The sequence below is a fragment of the Paenibacillus sp. UASWS1643 genome (assembly GCF_008693195.1).
GTDB classification, from domain to species: Bacteria; Bacillota; Bacilli; order Paenibacillales; family Paenibacillaceae; genus Paenibacillus; species Paenibacillus amylolyticus_B.
Genome location: NZ_VXKZ01000108.1, coordinates 86,742 through 107,534, shown reverse-complemented (window position 1 = coordinate 107,534; position 20,793 = coordinate 86,742). Strand labels below are relative to the sequence as shown.

17 protein-coding genes are annotated in these 20,793 nt (G+C 45.4%); 5 read left to right on the top strand and 12 right to left on the bottom strand.

The window, feature by feature from the left end; genetic code table 11:
• Positions 1-129 precede the first annotated feature (129 nt).
• The 6 genes from FE296_RS14995 to FE296_RS14970 all read right to left on the bottom strand — a co-directional run bounded on the left by FE296_RS14995 (position 130) and on the right by FE296_RS14970 (position 7,883).
• Positions 130-402 (bottom strand): hypothetical protein, encoded by a 273-nt coding sequence (locus tag FE296_RS14995; RefSeq protein WP_017687779.1) that lies wholly within the window; start codon positions 400-402, stop codon positions 130-132.
• Between the two features lie 23 nt (positions 403-425).
• Positions 426-1,121: an endonuclease III gene (gene nth / locus FE296_RS14990; protein ID WP_150365455.1), complete on the bottom strand. Its 696-nt coding sequence runs from the start codon at positions 1,119-1,121 to the stop codon at positions 426-428.
• Between the two features lie 163 nt (positions 1,122-1,284).
• Positions 1,285-4,023, bottom strand: a complete 2,739-nt coding sequence (locus tag FE296_RS14985; RefSeq protein ID WP_150365454.1) for an S-layer homology domain-containing protein — start codon at positions 4,021-4,023, stop codon at positions 1,285-1,287.
• 72 nt (positions 4,024-4,095) lie between these two features.
• Complete coding sequence (locus tag FE296_RS14980) at positions 4,096-4,773, bottom strand: GerMN domain-containing protein (protein WP_150365453.1); 678 nt, start codon at positions 4,771-4,773, stop codon at positions 4,096-4,098.
• A 35-nt stretch (positions 4,774-4,808) separates the two neighbouring features.
• Positions 4,809-6,218, bottom strand: coding sequence for an N-acetylmuramoyl-L-alanine amidase family protein (locus FE296_RS14975; RefSeq protein WP_036607564.1), 1,410 nt, complete (start codon positions 6,216-6,218; stop codon positions 4,809-4,811).
• Positions 6,219-6,476: 258 nt separating this feature from the next.
• Complete coding sequence (locus tag FE296_RS14970) at positions 6,477-7,883, bottom strand: N-acetylmuramoyl-L-alanine amidase family protein (protein WP_150365452.1); 1,407 nt, start codon at positions 7,881-7,883, stop codon at positions 6,477-6,479.
• Between the two features lie 276 nt (positions 7,884-8,159).
• Between FE296_RS14970 and FE296_RS14965 the strand changes: the two genes are divergently transcribed.
• The 3 genes from FE296_RS14965 to FE296_RS14955 all read left to right on the top strand — a co-directional run bounded on the left by FE296_RS14965 (position 8,160) and on the right by FE296_RS14955 (position 11,440).
• Positions 8,160-8,834, top strand: coding sequence for a response regulator transcription factor (locus FE296_RS14965; RefSeq protein ID WP_150365450.1), 675 nt, complete (start codon positions 8,160-8,162; stop codon positions 8,832-8,834).
• Positions 8,819-9,916 carry a HAMP domain-containing sensor histidine kinase gene (locus FE296_RS14960; protein ID WP_150365449.1) on the top strand — a complete coding sequence of 366 codons (1,098 nt, stop codon included), beginning with the start codon at positions 8,819-8,821 and terminating at the stop codon, positions 9,914-9,916. Before FE296_RS14965 ends, FE296_RS14960 begins: the two co-directional genes overlap by 16 nt.
• Positions 9,917-10,096: 180 nt before the next feature.
• A complete protein-coding gene (locus tag FE296_RS14955) occupies positions 10,097-11,440 on the top strand; it encodes a serine hydrolase domain-containing protein (RefSeq protein ID WP_263364204.1) in 1,344 nt (447 codons plus the stop codon).
• Positions 11,441-11,639: 199 nt separating this feature from the next.
• On the opposite strand, the gene leuD is transcribed toward FE296_RS14955, so the two are convergent.
• Both leuD and leuC read right to left on the bottom strand, forming a co-directional pair.
• Complete coding sequence (gene leuD, locus FE296_RS14950; RefSeq protein WP_150365447.1) at positions 11,640-12,242, bottom strand: 3-isopropylmalate dehydratase small subunit; 603 nt, start codon at positions 12,240-12,242, stop codon at positions 11,640-11,642.
• A gap of 31 nt (positions 12,243-12,273) precedes the next feature.
• Positions 12,274-13,695: a 3-isopropylmalate dehydratase large subunit gene (leuC, locus tag FE296_RS14945; protein ID WP_124116247.1), complete on the bottom strand. Its 1,422-nt coding sequence runs from the start codon at positions 13,693-13,695 to the stop codon at positions 12,274-12,276.
• Between the two features lie 376 nt (positions 13,696-14,071).
• Here leuC and FE296_RS14940 point away from each other — a divergent pair, with 376 nt between their 5' ends.
• Positions 14,072-14,992 (top strand): LysR family transcriptional regulator, encoded by a 921-nt coding sequence (locus FE296_RS14940; protein ID WP_091018273.1) that lies wholly within the window; start codon positions 14,072-14,074, stop codon positions 14,990-14,992.
• Between the two features lie 245 nt (positions 14,993-15,237).
• On the opposite strand, the gene FE296_RS14935 is transcribed toward FE296_RS14940, so the two are convergent.
• The 4 genes from FE296_RS14935 to FE296_RS14920 all read right to left on the bottom strand — a co-directional run bounded on the left by FE296_RS14935 (position 15,238) and on the right by FE296_RS14920 (position 19,228).
• Entirely contained in the window at positions 15,238-15,423 is a 186-nt protein-coding gene (locus FE296_RS14935) for a hypothetical protein (protein ID WP_017687767.1), read from the bottom strand.
• A gap of 90 nt (positions 15,424-15,513) precedes the next feature.
• Positions 15,514-16,335: a carbon-nitrogen family hydrolase gene (locus tag FE296_RS14930; protein ID WP_150365445.1), complete on the bottom strand. Its 822-nt coding sequence runs from the start codon at positions 16,333-16,335 to the stop codon at positions 15,514-15,516.
• 73 nt (positions 16,336-16,408) lie between these two features.
• Positions 16,409-18,031, bottom strand: coding sequence for an AraC family transcriptional regulator (locus FE296_RS14925; protein ID WP_150365443.1), 1,623 nt, complete (start codon positions 18,029-18,031; stop codon positions 16,409-16,411).
• Between the two features lie 201 nt (positions 18,032-18,232).
• On the bottom strand, positions 18,233-19,228 hold the full coding sequence (locus FE296_RS14920) for an ABC transporter substrate-binding protein (protein ID WP_150365442.1): 996 nt from the start codon (positions 19,226-19,228) through the stop codon (positions 18,233-18,235).
• Between the two features lie 258 nt (positions 19,229-19,486).
• On the opposite strand from FE296_RS14920, the gene FE296_RS14915 reads away from it, so the two are divergent.
• Positions 19,487-20,695, top strand: coding sequence for a pyridoxal phosphate-dependent aminotransferase (locus FE296_RS14915; protein ID WP_150365440.1), 1,209 nt, complete (start codon positions 19,487-19,489; stop codon positions 20,693-20,695).
• The last annotated feature ends 98 nt before the right edge of the window (positions 20,696-20,793 follow it).

Sequence of the window (20,793 nt, the reverse complement as noted above, 5' to 3'; positions counted from 1 at the left end):
AATACGTTTTATACTCGATATTTAGCAAATGTATACGCCAAGTGTCTGTTGCATGAATGCGATGCGATCACCTTAATGACAACGATCCTCATGACATTAATACAACAGAACCCATAGTGTAATCACTTCTTATGAAACTGCGTTCTCCATGGAAGGCAGCAAGATTTCAAATACTTGTCCATGTTGCAGAATTGTAATGTCTCTGCCTTTGTCTCTCATAACAACAACTTCTGGTTTAACAGACATACGCTCCAGATAATGTTCAGGCACGTCGCCAGAGTGGCTTACTGTGATGCCTTCTACTTCTTTTTCTTCATTTTCAGCCATTTCCTGTTCAACGATTTGTTCAAAGATATCGGAGAAGGCCTCAAAATTGTCAGTGTACACGGAAATGCATTTCATGATTATTCATCCTTTTCTGCTCATTAATTTATTTTTCGTTTTCGGGTGGTGACACGTTCCTTATCTTTCCTGATTTGGGACGTTTTCATACGTTTTTTCCCTTCCCTGCATATGTCCAGCAATGGACAGATATGACACGCAGGGTTCTGTGCCTTGCAATGGTAGCGTCCAAAAAATATAAACCGGTGGTGAGTTAAAGTCCACTCGTCCCGGGGTACGCGCTTCATTAGTTTCTTTTCGACTTCAAGTACGGAGTCATCCCAACCTGCAAGCGCCAGCCGCTTGGATACACGTTCAACATGAGTATCTACCGCAATTGCCGGTACTCCAAACGCATTGGAAACAACTACATTCGCGGTTTTCCGCCCGACACCTGGTAGTGTCACAAGCTGATCATGTTCCTGCGGTACATCACCGCCATACTGCTCTATTAAAATTCGGCACATGTTCTGAATATGCTTGGCCTTGTTCCGGTACAAACCGATTCGCCGAATATCCTGTTCCAACTCTTCGAGAGGAACCGCCAGATAATCTGCTGGGCTTCTGTACTTCTGGAACAACTCTGCGGTTACCTTGTTCACCGTTTCATCGGTGCACTGGGCAGACAAAAGGACAGCTACCGTCAATTCAAATGCATTGCTGTGATTTAATTCGCAATGTGCATCAGGAAACATTGCTTCCATAGTTTCGAGTATATGTCTAACCGTCGCTGCATTCATGAAGAGCTACCTCCCACAAAATGACTCCACTCTGCGGAGCCTTACTTCGAAGCTTCATCCGAGTACTTTGCGGGGACCTCAAAAAGCTTGCAAAAAAAACGTCTTGATGCGGGAAAGATCCCGTATCAAGACGGTCATTCTTTTGATCCTCGAAAAGAAACGATTACTGTTTTTGAATCTCCAGAATAACATTGTTCAGGAGATACAATACAATATTATCATTATCTCTGAGAGATTGCACGCTTAAAGTATTGTCACCCTGGTGAACAAATACACTTGATCCGAGTGCAAAACGATAGTTGGTGTCTGCTGTCGTTTCCCGTTTAACCAAAATCTGGTTACCCACGCCATCATAAGACCAGAATTGTTTGCTCATGACAGTTAGTACTCTGAAACGTGTGGAATTATCCGTATCTTTTGTCATTTCCACACGATCTCCGACCGTAAGACTAGTCAATGAAGTTAATGTGGAGCCAGATTTTACGACTTTAACAGAACCGCTAACAGGCACGGTTTCAGTCTGGCCGTTAAACTGTTTGAGCGTTACAGATGAAGCATCCACCGCTGTAACTTCAGCCAGCGTACGTTTCACGACTTGAACCGCTTTTGGCGTAGCTCCTTCAAACGTTACATTAATCAGGTTACCTGCTGTCAGTTGTGAAGGCGTGATCGTCTGTCCACTCTCTCCTGTCAGTACGGCTTGATCTACATAGAACTGACTTGTCAACAGATCGGATTTTACTCGAATACGACTATTTGCTTCCAAGGCAACCACTTCGAATTGAGCCACAGTGTTGAGAGCAACCTTCTGCACTACATCCTGATTTGCTCCAAGCGTTACGGTCACTTTGTCACCAATCTTCAAATCTCCCAGACTTGCGCCCGATTTGTTATAGATCTCAACCGTAGGTAAGGTAGTATAAGGCACTGTAATCGTCTGATTACCAGACAACAAACTGATTTTTCTGCCCGATGTGTCAATGTTGTTGATCGTACCTTCGTACTTGTAAATCACTTTAACGGACAACGCACGTGTTCCCACATAGGTCAGATCCAATTTGCGACCATCATTTAAAATCGACTCCAGACCAGCGAGTGTAGGTTTGGTCGTATTGTAGTCCAGTTTGGTTTTCTCGTCCAATGTAAATACAAACGGTTTTTTGTTGTTGTCCAGTACGGTAAGTACCTTTGTTTTGCTGTTGTAAGATACAACCGTTACTCCGTTCATAGGTTCCATTTGACGTCCAATCACCTGAATACGCGTTACCTGATCGTCAGCGTTCAATGACAACTCCACCTGATCCCCGTTCGTTGCATCTGTGATGAGATCATTTAGCGTTGCATCCTGAATACCATTAATAATAACTGCCGGCTTTTCAGTCAGCAGTTTCGCCTCAAGGGAACCCCCTTCACGTTTGAACGTTAACGTGGACTGGTTGCCACCGATCTCAACCAATGTTCCGCGCACAGATTGCTCCACACCTTGAGACAATGTGATAGTTTGCAGAACACTGTCCTTAACGGTGTATTTCACGGCACTGCCGGCTTTGAGATCAGCCACTGACATGATACGGTTTTGATATGTGATAAGCAGATTGTCATTGTATGCAAACTGCTCTGTTGCACCCGCTGCATTGACAAGTTTGATCGTTTTGCCAGAAGTGGATACTTCAGCAACTACGCCATTGTCACTCTTGTTCACAATGCCGGATTTCACACGAATAGCAACTGTTTTTTTGTCAGCCGAGAACGTCTCACGCTGTACTTCGATGATGCTATCTGCCGTAATATCGGACAGTTTGATTGCATTACCATTCTGATCGATGAATGCAGTTGCCTCATCATAACTGTACGTTTCGTAATTCTCGCCCACAAAGATACCAATTTTATTACCAGACAATGAACGTGCAAATGTACCTTCAACGCTTTCCACCTGCGGTGTAGCATCAACAACTTCCACATAGGAAGCCCCACCTGCCGAACCTACAATCATAACTTTCGTATACAGCTTCACATCTGTGGCGGAAGCACGAGTCTCACTGTCTTTCGTAAAGTAAGGCGTACTGCTGTTCACTGCGAAGTTAACGGCTTTGCCGTCCACAACCAGCGTGATCTGCCCATCTTTCAATCCAGTCACATAACCCGTGGAAGTGTTCGGATACTTTGTATCTGTTAACGATTCACCACGACTGAAGAAGGTAGCCAGCTGAGCACGGGTTACGGAACCAGTTGGATTGAATTTGTTGCCTTCCACACCTTTGGCCAGATCCAGGCTAACAGCCAGATTGATATAACCTTTACCACTTTCGGAAATACTTGCATTATCAGCAAATCCGGTAGATTGATTGTTTTGTGCCTTCGCTTCAGCATCCTTGTCCAATGAACGGATTAACAATTTCGTAATCCATTCCCGTGAAGCAGGTTTTTGACCCCAGGAGGTCTTGGATACATCCACCGTTGATTCTTCCGTTTTGTCAATCAGTCCCAGTTGAAGTGCCAGCGCGACATATGGCTTGAAATAATTTCCCACTTCCATGTTTGTCGGTAATGCCGCAGCCGTGTCGGTATTCAACTGGCCCTCTTGATTCATAAAACGGATTGCCATCGTTACAGCTTCTTGCTGTGTTACCGCGTCTCCTGGACGGAACAGGCCGTTGTTACCGAGAAGAATGCCTTGATATGCCAGTTTGTACACATGTTTTTCAGCCCAGTATCCGACCTTGATGTCACTGAACAAACCAGTTGGTGCAGCCGTATTTGTTATTGCAGCAGTCTGACCCTGCCCCGTTTCTGTTGATTCTGCTGCCATGGCAGCTCCGCCGGCGCTAAGGGCCATCATGCCTGCAAGCACGGCTGATACTACTTTTTTAGAGTGTGATGTATGGTTATATTTAAAAGTCACCTATGATTCCCCTCTCTCATGTAAAACGACCCATATTCCGTGGATTCACGGTACAACAGCCTGTTGCACAGCCTATTCGGATCTTGTCATTGGATGTTCAAGATCCACATGGCCCATCAGACTCTCCGTCTGCTGACCATCCACCAGTAAATCTAGTGATTTTACTTCATCAAACTGGAAGAACGTTTGTTTTAGAGCATCCAGCGCATAAGATTCTCCACCTGCTCCAAGACGTGCCGTATCTGGCATATGAATATCCAGCGTAAGAGCTCCATCCTTGAACTGAACAGACTTCAATTCAATTTCTTTAGACCACAGCGGAACAAGTTTAGCGTCTTTGCTCTGTTGCAGTGATTCAAAGGCAGCTTTATATTTGGCATCATCCGATGCGTATGAAATCTCTGTCGAAGCTTTGTGCAACTCCAGTTCTTCTTCATCCGTATAGAATACAGTGATCGTTTTCTTTTCATTACTTTCGGAAGTTGCCGGCTTCTCCGTAGACGTTTCGCTTGGCGGAGTAGTTGTAGTCGTTTCCTCCGAACTGCCTTCCGTGGATTCTGTTGGTGTTGTGTTCTCTTCTGGTTCAGCAGTTACCGGTTCGGTAATTGTTTCGCCTTCAACCTCGGTCACATTGTTTTCAGTTCCTGCGCCTTGCGTCTGATTCGGAGCCGCTGTTGGCTTGCTTCCACATCCAGCAGCTACTGCCATAACCGTTACCAGCAAGGCTGCAATCCATATTTTCTTGTTCATTCTAACTCCGCCTCCTCAACATAAGGGCTTGTCCCTTATTTAATTCCCAGATACTCCTTGATTCCTGCAACAATACCTTTGGCAACACTGTTCTGGAAACTCTCCGTGAACAGGGCTGCTTCGTCGCTCTTATTGCTAAGGAATCCACCTTCCAGCAGAACTGCTGGCATTGTCGTTTCACGGGTCACATGGAGACTTGCCGTTTTCACTCCACGATCTTTCAGTCCGGATGACTGCAAAAGATACTTGTGCATCACTGTAGCAAGTGCTTTGCTGTTGGAGCGTGTATAGAATGTCTCTACACCGTTCGCAGCAGCAGGGCCACTGTTAGCATGAATGGAGATGAAGATATCCGCTTTTATGTCTTGTGCAATCTTCACACGTTCTTTTAATGCCAAAAATGTATCATCGCTGCGCGTTAACACAACGTCAATTTTGGATTCTTTTTTCAACAAGGCTTCCACTTTCAGAGCCATTGCCAGATTGAAGTCTTTTTCACGTTTACCAGTTACACCGATTGCCCCAGGATCATGATCTCCGTGACCTGCATCGATAACGACAACTTTTTTGCCATTATTACCAACTGGAGGAGCAGGTGTACCACTTTGATTATCGAGGTTAATCATAACCAGTCCGGAATCATTTTGCACACTGTACCCTTTTGAACTGGACAGATCGATTACAAAACGAATAGTAGATGGACTGTTGCTGTATAACGAGTAACGAATCTTCGACACATCCGGATAGCCGCTAACGACGAGTTGTCCATTCTGGTTGCTGTCTAGAGCCTGTCCTTCACTGAACGAATCAGCAAATGCGGTATTCGGCAAGTCTATAACGATTCGATCTGGTCCTGTCATCGTGAAGACGTTCGGCTTCGTACTTCCGCTTGTTGCAATCATGAAGCGGTTGTCGCTGAAGCTGATGCCGTTCACCAGTACAAGACCTTCTTGATCCGATCCTCCGCCTTCATTGCCAGAGTTCGGAGGTGTGGTTGTCCCGTTTCCGGAACCTGAATTCTGGGTAACTAATGTTACCGTCTTCGTGGTATTGTTCCAACCCACCTTAAGACCCATTTCCTCACCAATAAATCGGAGAGGTACGAGCGTAGTACCATTTTTCACGAGTGGCGGGGCATCCAGGTTTACGTTACTGCCGTTCACCGTTGCCGTCTTCTGTCCAACAATCATCTGCATGGCAGTGTTGTCTTTGCTAATAGTCACCGTTTGCGTTTGCTGCTTCCACTCCACGCTATATCCAAGATTTTCGGACACAACCCGGATCGGAACCATCACCTTGCTGTTGATAATTTCCGCTTTTGTATCCGATGGCTGTACGATTTCTTTTCCGTCTAGGATAATTTTCGTGTCTGTTGCTGCGTGACTATAGCCCGGGAATACGAGCCCAAAGACAAATAACAGTACCAAAAAACCGAACTTCTTCATCCTTCACCCCTACCATTCTCATATTTTTTTGCCGCATGTTGTCATTTTCCAACTCCGACTGACCGCTTGGGCATTACCAGACACCTATTAGACGCCCCTCGCTCTCAAAAGTTGCGAATATATTCCAACATAACAGAAAAAAAACGTTGTCAGATCAAGCTTTTTTTACATTTTAATGTCTTCTTTTTTCCTTATTTATCAAATATACATCTCTAAACAACGTACTACCCTAACCTTCATATTTGCGCACAATTCAATTTACAGTCCCAAAAATTCAACAATTCCGTCCACAATCGCCTGTGCACATTTGTTCTGGTATTCTTCCGTGAGCATGACTGCTTCATCTGTAGGGTTACTTAAAAAACCAAGTTCAAGTAACACAGCAGGCATGGTTGTTTCACGCGTCACATGCAGACTAGCCGTTTTAACCCCACGATCCTTGAGTCCTGTTACCGGCAACACATATTTGTGAAGAGTGTCAGCCAAAGTCTTGCTTTCTTTACGACTGTAGAGCGTTTCAATGCCGTTTGGTACCGGTGTAGTAAATTTGTTTCCATGAATGGACACAAAAACATTTGCCTGATTCAATTCAGCAATATCCACACGCTGTTTAAGTGAAAGTTCTGTATCATCCTGGCGTGTAATGACCGTTTGAATATTTTGGTATTGTTGAAGGATTGCCTGTACCTTCAGTCCTACAGCCAGATTGAAATCCTTTTCATAAGCTCCTGACAAACTCACTGCACCCGATTGACGACCACCATGTCCCGGATCAATGACCACAATCGTTTTACCATCATTGGTAGGTACTGCCGGTTGGCTTGTCGGTTCTCCATTCGTGGCTGTCAGGTCAACGAGCAAGACATTGTTATCTCCAACAGACCATTTGGCTGTAGCCTTCTGATCCAGATCCAGAACGACACGTACGGTAGAAGGCGATTTACTGAACATGGCATAACGGACTTTGGAAACTATTGATGAATCCGTAACGAGAATCTGTCCACTGCCATCCGGATTAGATGCTTGTCCCTGAATGAATTCCTGAGAGAATTTCGCTGAAGGCAGATCAACAATAATTCGGTCTGGCCCACCAATACTGGATACTTTTGGGCTAATATTACCGTTGGTTGCTACAATCAACCGATCTCCGCTGAAGCTGATGCCTTGAAGTTCTGTCAAACCATCCGGGACAGGTGCATCGACGGGGTCACTGTCACCTTCCGTTTCAACTACAGGAGGAATACTAAATAGGCTTACTGTCTTGGTTCCATTGTCCCAGCCAACACGCAGACCCATGCCTTCCCCAACAAAGCGTAACGGAACAAGCGTAGTTCCCTGTTTGATCAGTGGGGGCGAATCCAAGTTCACCACGTTTCCATTCACTGTAGCTGCATCTTTGCCAGCCGTCATTTGGATCATGCTGTTTCCTTTTTGAACCTGGACTGACTGAGTTTCCTTCTCCCACTTCACCTTATAACCCAGGTTCTCGGATACAATTCGAATTGGAACCATGACCGTTTTCCCGATATTCTCTGCAGGTGCACCCGTCTGCTGGTTAATGGTTACACCGTCGAGTACAATCGAGGGAGTGGTGTCTGCATGGGCCATGATTGGGAATAAACATAGGAACAGAAGAAAAACGACTGCTGCCGACCATTTTTTCATACCTCATCCACCATTCTTTTTGTCTTTTGAACATCCGACCTGATTCTCTGCAGCGTAACATCAATGACAATATGTAACCTTCCATAATCTACTAATCAGTTTATCAGATATTGTCTGATCATCCGGTTACAACGTTGTCATATTTAGTCGGAAACAGAGTGGCAAAAAAACTACTTTCTCCATTCGTCTAGTTCCCGAAATCATATGGAAATTACATTCCTCATCCATTTTTGCTATGCTGAGTTCGAATACTTGACTACAGGAGACTGAGACTTGATGCCTAAAATACTGATCGTGGACGATGAAGCAGATCTTCGAAAGCTACTGACTGATTATTTTGAAATTAACGGATATTCCGTGATGACGGCCAGGGACAGCCGGGAAGCGCTGCGGAAAGTGGAGCAACAACCCGATCTTGTTTTGTTAGATATCAAAATGCCTGAACAGAACGGCCTTCAATTATGTGAAAAAATTCGGGACTACGTCTCTTGCCCCATCTTATTTTTAACGGCTCGAATCGAAGATGCTGATAAAATAGCAGGTTTTCGTGCCGGAGGCGATGACTATATCCTGAAGCCTTTCAGCATTCGCGAGTTGGGCGCAAGGGTTGAAGCACATATACGCAGGGAACAACGAATCCAAACTAAATCTTCGGTAAGGTTTAACAATGAATTGGTCATTGATTATACGGCCAGGGAGCTCTACTACCTGGATAAGCGAATTTCACTGCCCAAAAAAGAGTTTGATATTGTCGAATTACTGTCCACGCATCCTGATATGGTGTTTGGAAAGGAACGCATATATGAAAAGATTTGGGGCATGAATGAGCAAGGCGACAGTAACGTGATTGCAGAGCATATCCGGCGAATTCGCTACAAATTAAAGGAATACGGCTGTGATAATCAAATCGAGACTGTTTGGGGAGTAGGCTACAAATGGCCAAGTTTATGACTAGACTCCTGTTTTTAAAGCGATTGTCCTTACTGCACTCTTTTATGCTGTTGTGTGTGGTCACACTTATTGCCGTGCTGGCCATCATAACCATGGAGTTTGCTTGGGCGGAGAACCTGCGGCTGCGTTTCGGAGATGCGGATTGGGTGCTGCCCTCCCTCGTCTCGGCGGTTCTGCTAACCGTAGCGACTGGAATTGTCACCATGGCCGTTCTATTTTACAGATGGAAGCTAAAACGTCCGCTGGAGCTATTAAAACGAGCATCCGAAAACATTTCGGCCAACGATCTAAACTTCCGCATTTCCTATGACAGCCAGGATGAGATGGGCGAGCTGATCGCGCTATTTGAAAACATGCGCTCACAATTGGAAAAAAACCTTAAGACACTTTGGCGTTCGGTTGAAGAGCGCAAGCAGATCAATGCTATTTTTGCCCATGATCTGAGAACACCCCTGTCAGTGTTAAAAGGAAACGCCGAGCTTCTCGCCACCTATCTTCCCGAGAAGAAGTTGTCTGAAGAAAAGGTGCTCGACCTGATCCATACTATGAACCTTCACATCTTACGTCTGGAGAGTTATGCAGAGGCCATGAACTCAATTCAGAGGCTGGAGGATGTGCCGTTGAACTTCCAATCGATGGATACGATCTCATTGAAGGCTTTGCTGGACGGCAGCGCTGAACAAATCGCGAAACAGTACGGTATACGTTTCGTCTCTTCCGTGGAATATGATAATGCCTCAGTAAATGTAGATCACTATCTCGTCATGCAGATATTCGAGAATATAGTGGCTAATGGGGCCAGATACGCAGCCAGTCAATTAAACGTTCACTATGACGTGCAGGGTGGCATTATGAAGATTACCGTTTCAGAGGACGGTCCTGGTTTCTCTGACGAAGCACTGAGTAAGGCTATACTCCCTTTTTACCGAGGCGAAGTATGGGATGCGAGCGAACATCGCGGGCTGGGCCTTTACGTTTGCAAGGTGTTTTGCGAAAAACATGAAGGTAGTCTTCAGATTGCAAACGGTCCTAGCGGAGGTGGAAGCGTGACGGCAAGTATTGGGACGCAAGTTGATAAATAGTTGAAAATGATCTGATAACATCTTCTTATCTTGAATTCGAGGAGTGTTATCATGCTAAAACTAAAAAAAAGATTGTATATCACAATTAGCTGCTTGTTATTATGTATCGCGTGGGCGACCCCCTTATCCGCCAATGAAGCCAGAGACAGGACAAAAGTTCTGCAGGAGATCGACGAATATATGAATCGGAGCATGAAGGCCAATCACATTAAGACTGCTTCACTGGCGATTGCCAATAACGATGTGGTCTTTTACGCAAAAGGCTACGGGACATTTGCGGATGGCCAGAAGGTTACGGGCAACACCCCTTTTCCCATTGCTTCACTCAGCAAGTCCTTTACTGCATTGGCCGTTCTGCAGTTGGTGGACAAGGGTCGGATCAACTTGGATGCTGCTTACGCTTCCTATTTTCCAGAGCTTTCTCCACAGGATCCCCGCGTTCTTGACATCACGGTACGTCATTTACTGAATCAGACGAGTGGTCTCAATGACAAGATAAATCCCGATATGACAAAGACTCCGCAATTCCAATCGTTGGCTGAAGCGAACCAATTATTAAACACGGTTCAACTTGCCCATATCCCCGGAACGGCCTACAGCTATCATAATCCTAATTACGTGCTGCTGGCGAACCTCGTGGAAAGTGTTAGCGGAGAGCGCTTTTCGGATTACTTGAAAGAACATATTTTTGAACCGCTAGGAATGAACCATACCTTCAGTGTCAGTACGACGCAGCAATTCTATGAGAATAATACTATCCCGCTAGGACACTACCTGAGTTTGGGACGCTCTATAAGTCAATCCGAACCGCTTTGGTTCATTGAGGGCCCCGCCGGCATCGTTTCAACCGCAGAGGACATGTCCCTTTGGATGCTTTCCCAATATAATGGCCGCCTCGTTTCCCCTGTGCTGATGAAACAATATCATGCAGCAGGAGATATCAGTCCGTACGGCATGGGCTGGCTTGCAAACCAAGATGCGTCTAGTGGCCGAACGATCTCCCACAGCGGCATTTTCTGGACCTACAAGTCAGAAGAACTGGTTTCTTTGAACGAGCAATTGGGCATTGCCGTAATGTTTAATTCTGGTATAAACGCTTATGTGAATTACTCGGCATTTATTGATGGAATAGCGGATATTATGAGGGGCCGAGAACCCCAAACCTCTTTTGTGAACGGTCGGAATATGGAAATAATCATGATTGCGCTGATCATCGCTACGCTTGTATGGGGCATATACGCCTATTTCCGCATACGTCGGAGCAACCAACGCCTAACGATCAGCAAATTGATTATGATCACGGTTGGTAGACTGATCCCGGTTCTAATTCTCTTGTCTCTGTTCCCCTTGGTTACATTTATCGGCGGAGGACGTGTGCTGCCTTGGTTTGGCATCTGGACTACCCTATCAACTCCAATCATATGGCTTATGGTATGGTCACTTGTGAATTTCGTGCATTGGGCTTGTTATATCTATGTCTATTTTCAGAATAAAAAAAACGACCATTTGGAGTTACCTCAGTAATCGATTTTTAGGTTCCTCTATTTAGTCGGCTGTTATAGTATCTGTTGAAGTATTCGGCCAAGAAGAATCAAGAGTTCTATGTATAGCTGACTTATTAAGCTAATTTAGCTTCTGAAATTACAAAAAGCTTCTGTCTCACCGATGGGAACAAGGTCCCTTTGGCGAGGCAGAAGCTTTCTTCTATACGATACTTTAGTAATTAACCGAACAGTTTTGCCGCGTGGCGTTGTTCGTAAGCAGCGATTTCATCATCATGTTGAAGAGTCAGACCGATATCGTCCAATCCTTGCAACAGGAATTGACGACGGTGCTCATCCAGATCAAAATCGATATGCAGTCCGTATGCATCGGTGATCGTTTTGTTTTCCAGATTTACATTCATCTCATAGCCTTCATGTGTCGCTGTACGTTGGAACAAGTCTTCAACTTGCTCTTCTGACAACTTGATTGGCAAGATTCCGTTCTTAAAGCAGTTATTATAGAAAATGTCTGCAAAAGATGGAGCGATCACACAACGGAATCCATAGTCCATAATTGCCCATGGCGCATGCTCACGGGAAGATCCACAGCCAAAGTTGGCACGTGAGATCAGGATGGTTGCCCCTTCATAACGAGGTTTGTTCATTTCGAAGGAAGCATTATTGTTGCCCTCTTCATCAAAACGCCATTCATAGAACAAAAATTGTCCAAATCCGGTACGTTCAATCCGTTTCAGAAACTGTTTCGGAATGATTGCGTCTGTATCTACATTGACCCGGTCTACCGGTGCAACGATGCCTTGTAATGTTTTGAATTCTTCCATATTAAACGTTCTCCCTTCTGTCTGTTATAGATTAGATCGCTGCTTCTGTTTTGAAATTCCAGTCCCGTACGTCCACAAAGTGACCCTTAACCGCTGCTGCTGCTGCCATTGCCGGAGATACCAGGTGCGTACGTCCTCCGCGTCCTTGGCGTCCTTCAAAGTTACGGTTGGAAGTCGAAGCACAACGTTGTCCTGGCTTCAATACATCCGGGTTCATCGCCAGACACATGCTGCATCCCGCATCACGCCATTCAAATCCGGCTTCCGTAAAGATTTTATCCAAACCTTCTTGTTCTGCTTGGATTTTAACTCGTCCTGAACCTGGTACAACAATTGCTGTAACCTGACTGGATACCGTGTGACCTTTAGCCACTTTTGCTGCTGCACGCAGATCTTCGATCCGACCATTGGTGCAAGAACCGATAAATACATAATCAATTGGAATCTCGGCGATTGGTGTTCCCGGTTCAAGCCCCATATATTCAAGCGCTTTTTCAGCCGCTTTGCGTTCGTTTTCTGTAGGCAATTCAGCCGGAACAGGAACTTTCGAAGAGATGTCGGTTCCCATGCCAGGGCTTGTTCCCCAAGTTACTTGCGGAATCAATGTCTCCACATCGATTTCAACCACATGGTCGAACTCGGCACCTTCATCGGTTACAAGCTGTTTCCAACCTTCTACAGCTTCATCAAACTTCGCACCCGCTGGTACGTATTCACGTCCACGCAGATATTCAAATGTTGTTTCATCCGGAGCGATCAATCCTGCTCTTGCTCCACCTTCGATGGACATGTTGCAGACCGTCATACGCTCTTCCATGCTCAACTCACGGATGGATTCGCCTGTGTACTCAATAACATAACCTGTTGCAAAGTCTGTACCGTATTTGGCGATGACTGCGAGGATCATATCCTTCGCGGTTACACCCGGGTTACGTTTGCCGACAAAACGAACTTCCATTGTTTTGGCTTTTGCTTGTTGCAAACATTGCGTTGCCATAACGTGTTCAACTTCACTTGTTCCGATTCCGAATGCCAGTGCACCAAACGCACCGTGTGTGGACGTATGACTGTCACCACATACAATCGTTTTACCCGGGTGAGTCAGACCCAGTTCAGGGCCCATAACGTGTACAACGCCTTGATCAATCGTGTCCAGATCATACAATTTCACGCCGAAATCACGGCAGTTTTGCGAAAGTGTATCAATTTGTTGTTTGGAGATAGGATCTGTAATGTTGAAACGGTCTTTCGTTGGAACGTTGTGGTCCATTGTCGCAAATGTCAGTTCAGGGCGACGAACTTTACGTCCGCTCAGACGAAGACCTTCAAATGCCTGTGGAGAAGTTACTTCGTGCACCAGATGCAGATCGATATACAGAATGCTTGGTTTGCCTTCTTCTTGATGAATCACGTGGTTTTCCCAAATTTTCTCAAACATCGTTTTTTTACTCATCATTTTCACCTCATTATAAGTTCGGTCCTTGGAAGAGCCTCGTGTTTCCTTTAAAAAGTGAAGCTCTTGAATGACATAAATATATCACCCTGTCCTTCATTGTTCCAAGATATAATATCTATAGATGTAATAGGTTTAACCTATAATGAGAGAATGGCAAATAAACCACTGCTCATCGCAGAGGTTTCAATTGATAACAATTATCATTATCAGATAAGTCTTATACTACGTTCCCGCTTCTTCGCTGTCAATGCTTTTATACAAAATAAAGAAGCCTCTCCTGAGATTTGAGTTTACCGGTAGTTTCGGTAAAGAGAATGATTTCTTTATCTGTAATGATATAATGGTGGCATAACGAAAGGAATGACCAATGACGATGGAATTCAGACAACTTCAATATACGTTGCAAATTGCGGCCGAACGCAATTTCTCCCGGGCAGCAGAGAAGCTGCATATTGCTCAACCTTCATTAAGCCAGCAATTATCCAAATTGGAAAAAGAATTGGGTGTGCTACTGTTTCAGCGTAATACAAGTACCGTGGAGTTAACCCATGCGGGTGTTACGTTTGTCGAGCAAGCCCAGAAGATCGTAGATGCCGTGGAGCTATTGCGTCAGGAAATGTCAGATATCTCCCAGCTTCGCAAAGGTAAAGTCGTTGTGGGCAGCATGCCGATCACGGGTTCACACTTGCTCCCACACGTGCTTCCGGCGTTCCAACAAGCTTATCCCGAGATTGAGGTAACCTTATTGGAAGACTCCGGACTTACGCTTGAGAAATTGACAGCAAGCGGCAAAGCTGATCTGAGTCTGCTATCTCTTCCTTTACAAGAACCAAGCTTGGCTTATGTAACTATTGGCGAAGAACGGATTGACCTGGCAGTTCCTCCGAATCACCCTCTGGCACGCAGGGCAGATCCGGAACATCCGCTTCCTGTGCGAATTGAAGAGCTTCGGGATGAACCCTTTGTTGTATTGAAAAAAGGACAGGGTTTCCGCAAACTTACATTTGATCTCTGTGAGCAGGCTGGTTTTGATCCCCAAGTTGTGTTTGAGAGCACCAATATTGAAACCGTTCAGTCGCTGGTCGCCACAGGTATGGGTATTACCCTGGTTCCTCGCTTTATTGCCCGTGCGCCGCGCAGTGAATTCGTGCCTGTGTATGTGCCACTTGCTGAACCTACTCCCAGCAGAACACTTGTTGTGGCTTATCGTCAAGGCAGAGTGCTGTCGAAGGCAGCCGAAGCATTCATCCATACGTTTCAACAAACCGTGGCCGAACTGTCAAAGGGAAACTAAGAAATTGCTCTATGGTATAGGTACATTTCTTTAGGTACAATTCATACTGAACCAAAACAAAGGCTTGACCCTTATGGCCAAGCCTTTGTCATATACTCGTTTCCCGCATCCGCAGGATAAAGTTCTTACATCGCAATCACAGTAACTGGTTAGAGTACAATGTTGCTTATTAAGTTGTTAAGCTTTAATGCTAATTTATAATGTTAATGTAGAAACGTACATAAGAAAACTTCATGTCTGGCGGTTTATTTACGCAAATTACGATCGCTTGTCAGCCTGTTTTGCTGATTCATTACACGGCCTTCGTCCTGAACAGTTGAATCAGGCGGTGATAGCCCTCCTGCTCCATTCTCTAAGAATGCCCTTAAGTGATCTTCCCTTGTGTTATCCTGTTCCAGTCTCCTGAGCGTATCTTTCACATGGTTGTCCATTGATTGATCATCTCCTTGGTAACGGGATAGTTATCATTACCCGCGTCCTGGAAGAATAAACACTTTCTCTGCAGAATTTATTTCATTTTTTTATTTTTCGCCAAAATAAACGCCAGGTCGACGGTCTTCAAACACGGGAATACGCCCGCGAACCTCATCTACCAGGGATGGGCGAATGATTCCGGTCACGATCTCTTCCCCTTCGCCACCTTCCGCTACAATCTCACCCCACGGATCAATGATGAGGGAATGTCCGAAAAACTCGGTGTCTCCCCCTTTTCCCACACGGTTACAGGCGATCACATACATCTGATTCTCAATCGCTCGTGCCGTAAGCAACGTACGCCAGTGGTGCAGACGAGGATTCGGCCATTCGGCCGGTACAATCAATGCCTTGGCACCATTCAAAGCAAGGGTGCGGGCAAGTTCCGGAAACCGGATGTCGTAACAGATCGAAGCACCCGCTGTAAGACCGTTCTGCAATTCAAAAATTTCAGGTTCCGCACCTGGCTGTAAATATTTCTCCTCATCCATCAGACGGAACAAATGTAATTTGTCGTACCGAGTGACCTGTTTTCCTTCACGATTATAAGCATACATTGTATTGTATATTTGACCATCCCGTTTCTCAGCGATTGACCCGCCAACGATGGAAATTTGATGTTTTTGAGCAAAAGCAGACAACCATTCCCGAGATTTCTGGCCTTCCGGGTCAGCGAGTTCATGAATTTGCGTCAGAGCGTAGCCCGTATTCCACATCTCAGGTAACACAGCCAGCCCCAGATCCGGATATTGTTCTACCGCACGCTCAAGCAACGTCTGCATATGTTTATGATTGGCCTCAGGGTCTCCGAGTTGAATATCGCCCTGAATCAGGGCTACACGCATTTCTCCCTGTTGTTTTTCTGTCATGACAAGCACTCCTCTGAACCGTAATACCTGCTATCATAGCTTGATCCTCCTGGAGACTGCAAGCCTGTTTTTGTTATGAACTTCCACATAACAACTCAGGCAGCAGGGTCAACAATCGATCACTCGTGAGCGCATCACCCACATTCCATGTTGACTCCTCCACAGGGTATACCCGTCCATTCTGCACAGCCGGAAGGGCCTTCCAGCTGGGACTTTTCATCAGCATCTCTGTAGCCTGTCTCGCCACGACTTCCTCAGGCAGCATAACAAATACATGATCTCCCGCATACTGACGTACCGCTTCAGCCGAAATTTCCTTATAGGCTCTGCCCGCTGCAAGTGCTTCCTTCACTTTGGTAACTGGCCTGAATCCCATCGGATGATATAACAATGGCGCTAGACCGATATTGCCCATAACAAATAATCGTGCACCCCGATGGTATGTAAATACGGAAGCCGTTTCCCCCTCTTCAATCACAGTATGGATCTTCGCCCACATCTGCTCAGTACGCTCCTCATAGGAGGTTAGCCATTGTTCAGCCTGAGGTTGTCTGCCAAACCAGCTGCCCAATCTGCGCATTCGTTCTTCCAACGTGGCATGTGAATTGTAAGCAAGCGTCGGAGCAATCCGGTAAAGTTGTTCATACTGCTGTTCATTGCTGCTATCAAAAATAATCAAATTCGGCTTCATTTGAACAGCTGCTTCCACATTAACCGGAGCAACCGCGTCATAGGTCTGATCTCCCAATATCTGAATGCCCAGCATCAGCAGATCTCCCGCAGAATCTCCAAAATACATAATTCGTTCCGGGTTTACTGGAATATTCACATCATGACCCAACCAGTCTTGTACCAACGTCTGCTGTTGAATGGATCTGTCATATTGACGAGGGGATAATCCGGTCATTTGGCGAAAACGCCTGCTGAAATAATACTCATCCTTAAACCCTACGCGACTCGCTATATCCCGAAGTGGTTCATCTGATTTGCGAAGCCAGTCCTTGGCATGTTTGATGCGTACATGATTCACATAATCGAGCGGCTTGTGACCCGTGAGTTGTCTGAAAAGAGTCGTAAATTGTACAGGTCTGATCTCCGCAAGACGTGCCAGTTTCTGTACAGTGATTTCTTCAGCATAATGGTCGTCCACATACTGAATCGTACTGTGTAGTCTTGCTTCCATACTCTGTTCCGTCTTTGGAGAAGTGTACCGGGTAATGATCATCTCCATCCATTTTTGGAACTGTGCATTCAAATGACTGTATTCGGCATCTGTTTTATAGTTCCGAATGGCATACATTTGCTCAAGCAGACCACTTAAAGGAGCATAGGGATAACCATTCAATTGGTTTCTGTGCTCAAATACAGGGCGGGTAAAGAGCTCGGGATCACCCGTCAACACATGAATAACATCAAAAGCCATTACGAAATATTTCAATTCCAAGTTATTACGATGTTCAATCTGGTGCCCCTCTCCCGGAGAAAGCGGATAAACACATCCCGTGGTAAACGGAAACTGTTCATGTCCAATATATAAACGCCCATCCCCTTCTTCGCAGATCAGGAAGGCATGTTTCTCGCAAGCAACTTCCAGCATCACCTGTTCAGGTGGTTCAATTCGTCGTACCAGATGATCCAGCCGAAACATGAATGCTGAAAAGAACAACGCTCCCCCATCGGCATCCAAAGCCTGCATGTCGGTTCACCTCGTTTTTCTAAAATGAGAATAATTATCAATCATTCTGTATGGTCTGATTATAAGCGAGCGATGGTCAATAATCCAGATATGAGTTTATTCAGCAAAAAAGAGCGCTCAACGAAAGGTTGAAGGCTCCTTTTACTTTTTAAATCCGCATTACTCAAAGGTGTTACCAGTGCCTTACTAGCTCATCACCAATTATTGGATCATCTGTTTTGGCAGCTCTTGTAACAACCACTCCCTGGAAAGGGCATCACTCGAAGCTTTGACGATATCAAAGCGGTATACTTTTCCTTCTTTCACCGCAGGCAGGTTCTTCCAGATTGAACTATCTAGCAATTCTTTGGTGGATTGTTTCGCATCGTCGGTCACAGGATCCAGAATAAATATCCGATCACCGGCAAATTCAGATAATTTTTCAGTCGAAATCTCTACAAATCCCATGTCTTCATCCAATACTTTCTGGATTTCCGCGGTTGGCTTCAGCCCGTCTTTTCCGTATAACAACTGTGGCAATCCTGCACCCGCCATGACAAACAGACGGTTCCCGGGATACATGGTGAATACCGAAGCGGTCTCCCCTTTTTTCAATCCGTTCTCATGAAGTTGCGTCCACATCTCTTCAGTCGCTTTTTGATGAGCCGTAATCCAGTCCTCCGCTTCTTGCTTCTTATTCAACAAATCGCCAAGGGTACGCATGCGATCTTCTATTAAACCAAACGAATCAAATGTAACCGTGGGTGCAACCTTCGCGATCTGATCATATTGACCCTCGTCACTGTTGGAGAAAATGATCAGATCGGGATTCAGGTCTAACGCCTTTTCCACACTGATCGGAAATCCTACATCTTCTGCCTGAGCAACCTGATCATCGAATACGGTTCCCTCTTGACGAAGTATGCCGACAGGGACAACACCAAGCGCGAGCAGATCCCCTGTAACTTCTCCGTGATAGATAACTCGCTTCGGATTTACAGGAACCTCTACTTCATGGCCTGTCCAGTCTTTGAATATCCGGGTCTCGCCTTCATTCGTTTCTTCCATTGCAGTCGTGGTCCCTGTCGTTTCTGTGGTTGCTTTGGATTCATCTGTGCCGGCAGCAGGTGTTGCAGCCTGATTTCCACAAGCTAGTAGCAAAATGGATAGCCACGTTACTGTAAATAATACTGCCGTATTTCGAATGCCCTTTTTCATTTCTATTTCTCCCCCTATATCATGTGCGTTGTGGAATGAATTAATGATATTGATTATCATTATCGGATATTATCATAAAACATGGCTTCTCTTAGCTCAATGGACAAAACTAAATAAGCACTTTCAGTTTTGTACAATCCTCCGCTATTGCTCTACGTGCTACCTGATCAAGTCGATTTCCCTCTATACAGCTCGGGATTGGCGTGATAAATTAATGAGAACTATTTGCCATTTTTAATAACCGGAGTGATGAATATAATGACCCATCCAGACCATATAACTGCTCGTTCAGCTTTTAAGATACCAACTTCTGATGTGATGACACAGCTGCCAACGCAATTTTTTGCTACCCTTGTTCAAAATGTAAATCGTGAAATCGCAAGTGGACATGATGTGATCAATCTGGGGCAGGGCAACCCGGATACACCTACACCACCTCATATTGTGAAAACACTGCAAAAGTCGGCTGAAAATCCCCTCTACCATAAATATTCCCCTTTTAGAGGCTACTCTTTCCTGAAGGAAGCTGTCGCCAAACGTTATAAGGAAGATTACAACGTTGATCTGGACCCCGAGACTGAAGTAGCCATTCTGTTCGGAGGAAAAACCGGATTGGTTCAGTTACCTCAGGTCCTGCTTAACCCCGGCGACACCGTTCTCGTTCCAGATCCCGGCTACCCCGATTACTGGTCTGGTGTTGCACTCGCCAAAGCAAACATGTCATTTATGCCTTTGCTCGAGTCCAATGCATTCCTGCCGGATTACGAAGCTGTTACAGCCGAAGATCGGGATAAGGCCAAGCTGATGTTCCTGAACTATCCCAACAACCCAACGTCAGCAACGGCACCCATTTCGTTCTACGAAGATACCGTTGAATTTGCCATTCAAAATCAAATCGTAGTTGCCAGCGATTTTGCTTACGGTGCGATTGGATTTGACGGACATCGTCCCGTAAGTTTCCTGCAAGCCCCTGGTGCCAAAGAAGTGGGCATTGAGTTCTATACGTTATCCAAAACATATAATATGGCTGGATGGCGTGTTGGATTCGCGCTTGGTAATGCAGAGATTGTCTCTAAAATCAATCTGCTTCAGGATCATATCTATGTCAGTCTCTTCGGTGGGATTCAAGCTGCGGCAACGGAAGCACTTACTGGCTCCCAGGAATGTGTTACTTCGCTGGTTTCACGTTACGAATCCCGTCGCAATGCATTTTATGACTCTCTTTCCTCGATTGGCTGGCAAGCTTCGAAACCGGCAGGTTCATTCTTCAGCTGGTTGCCTGTACCTGCAGGTTATACCTCTGCTTCATTTGCGGACTTGTTACTGCGGGAAGCCAAGGTGGCAGTCGCCCCAGGTGTCGGTTTTGGTTCACATGGTGAAGGCTATGTCCGCGCAGGACTGCTCAGTGATGAAAACCGATTACGCGAAGCTGTGGAACGGATTGGCAAGCTGAATTTATTCAAGTAATTTACAGGACCATAACCCCTTTGCATATGCCAAGTTTCCATGGTATGTTATAAGAAATATTGAACGAAACGTGATGACGGGACCAGTAAGAGAATATC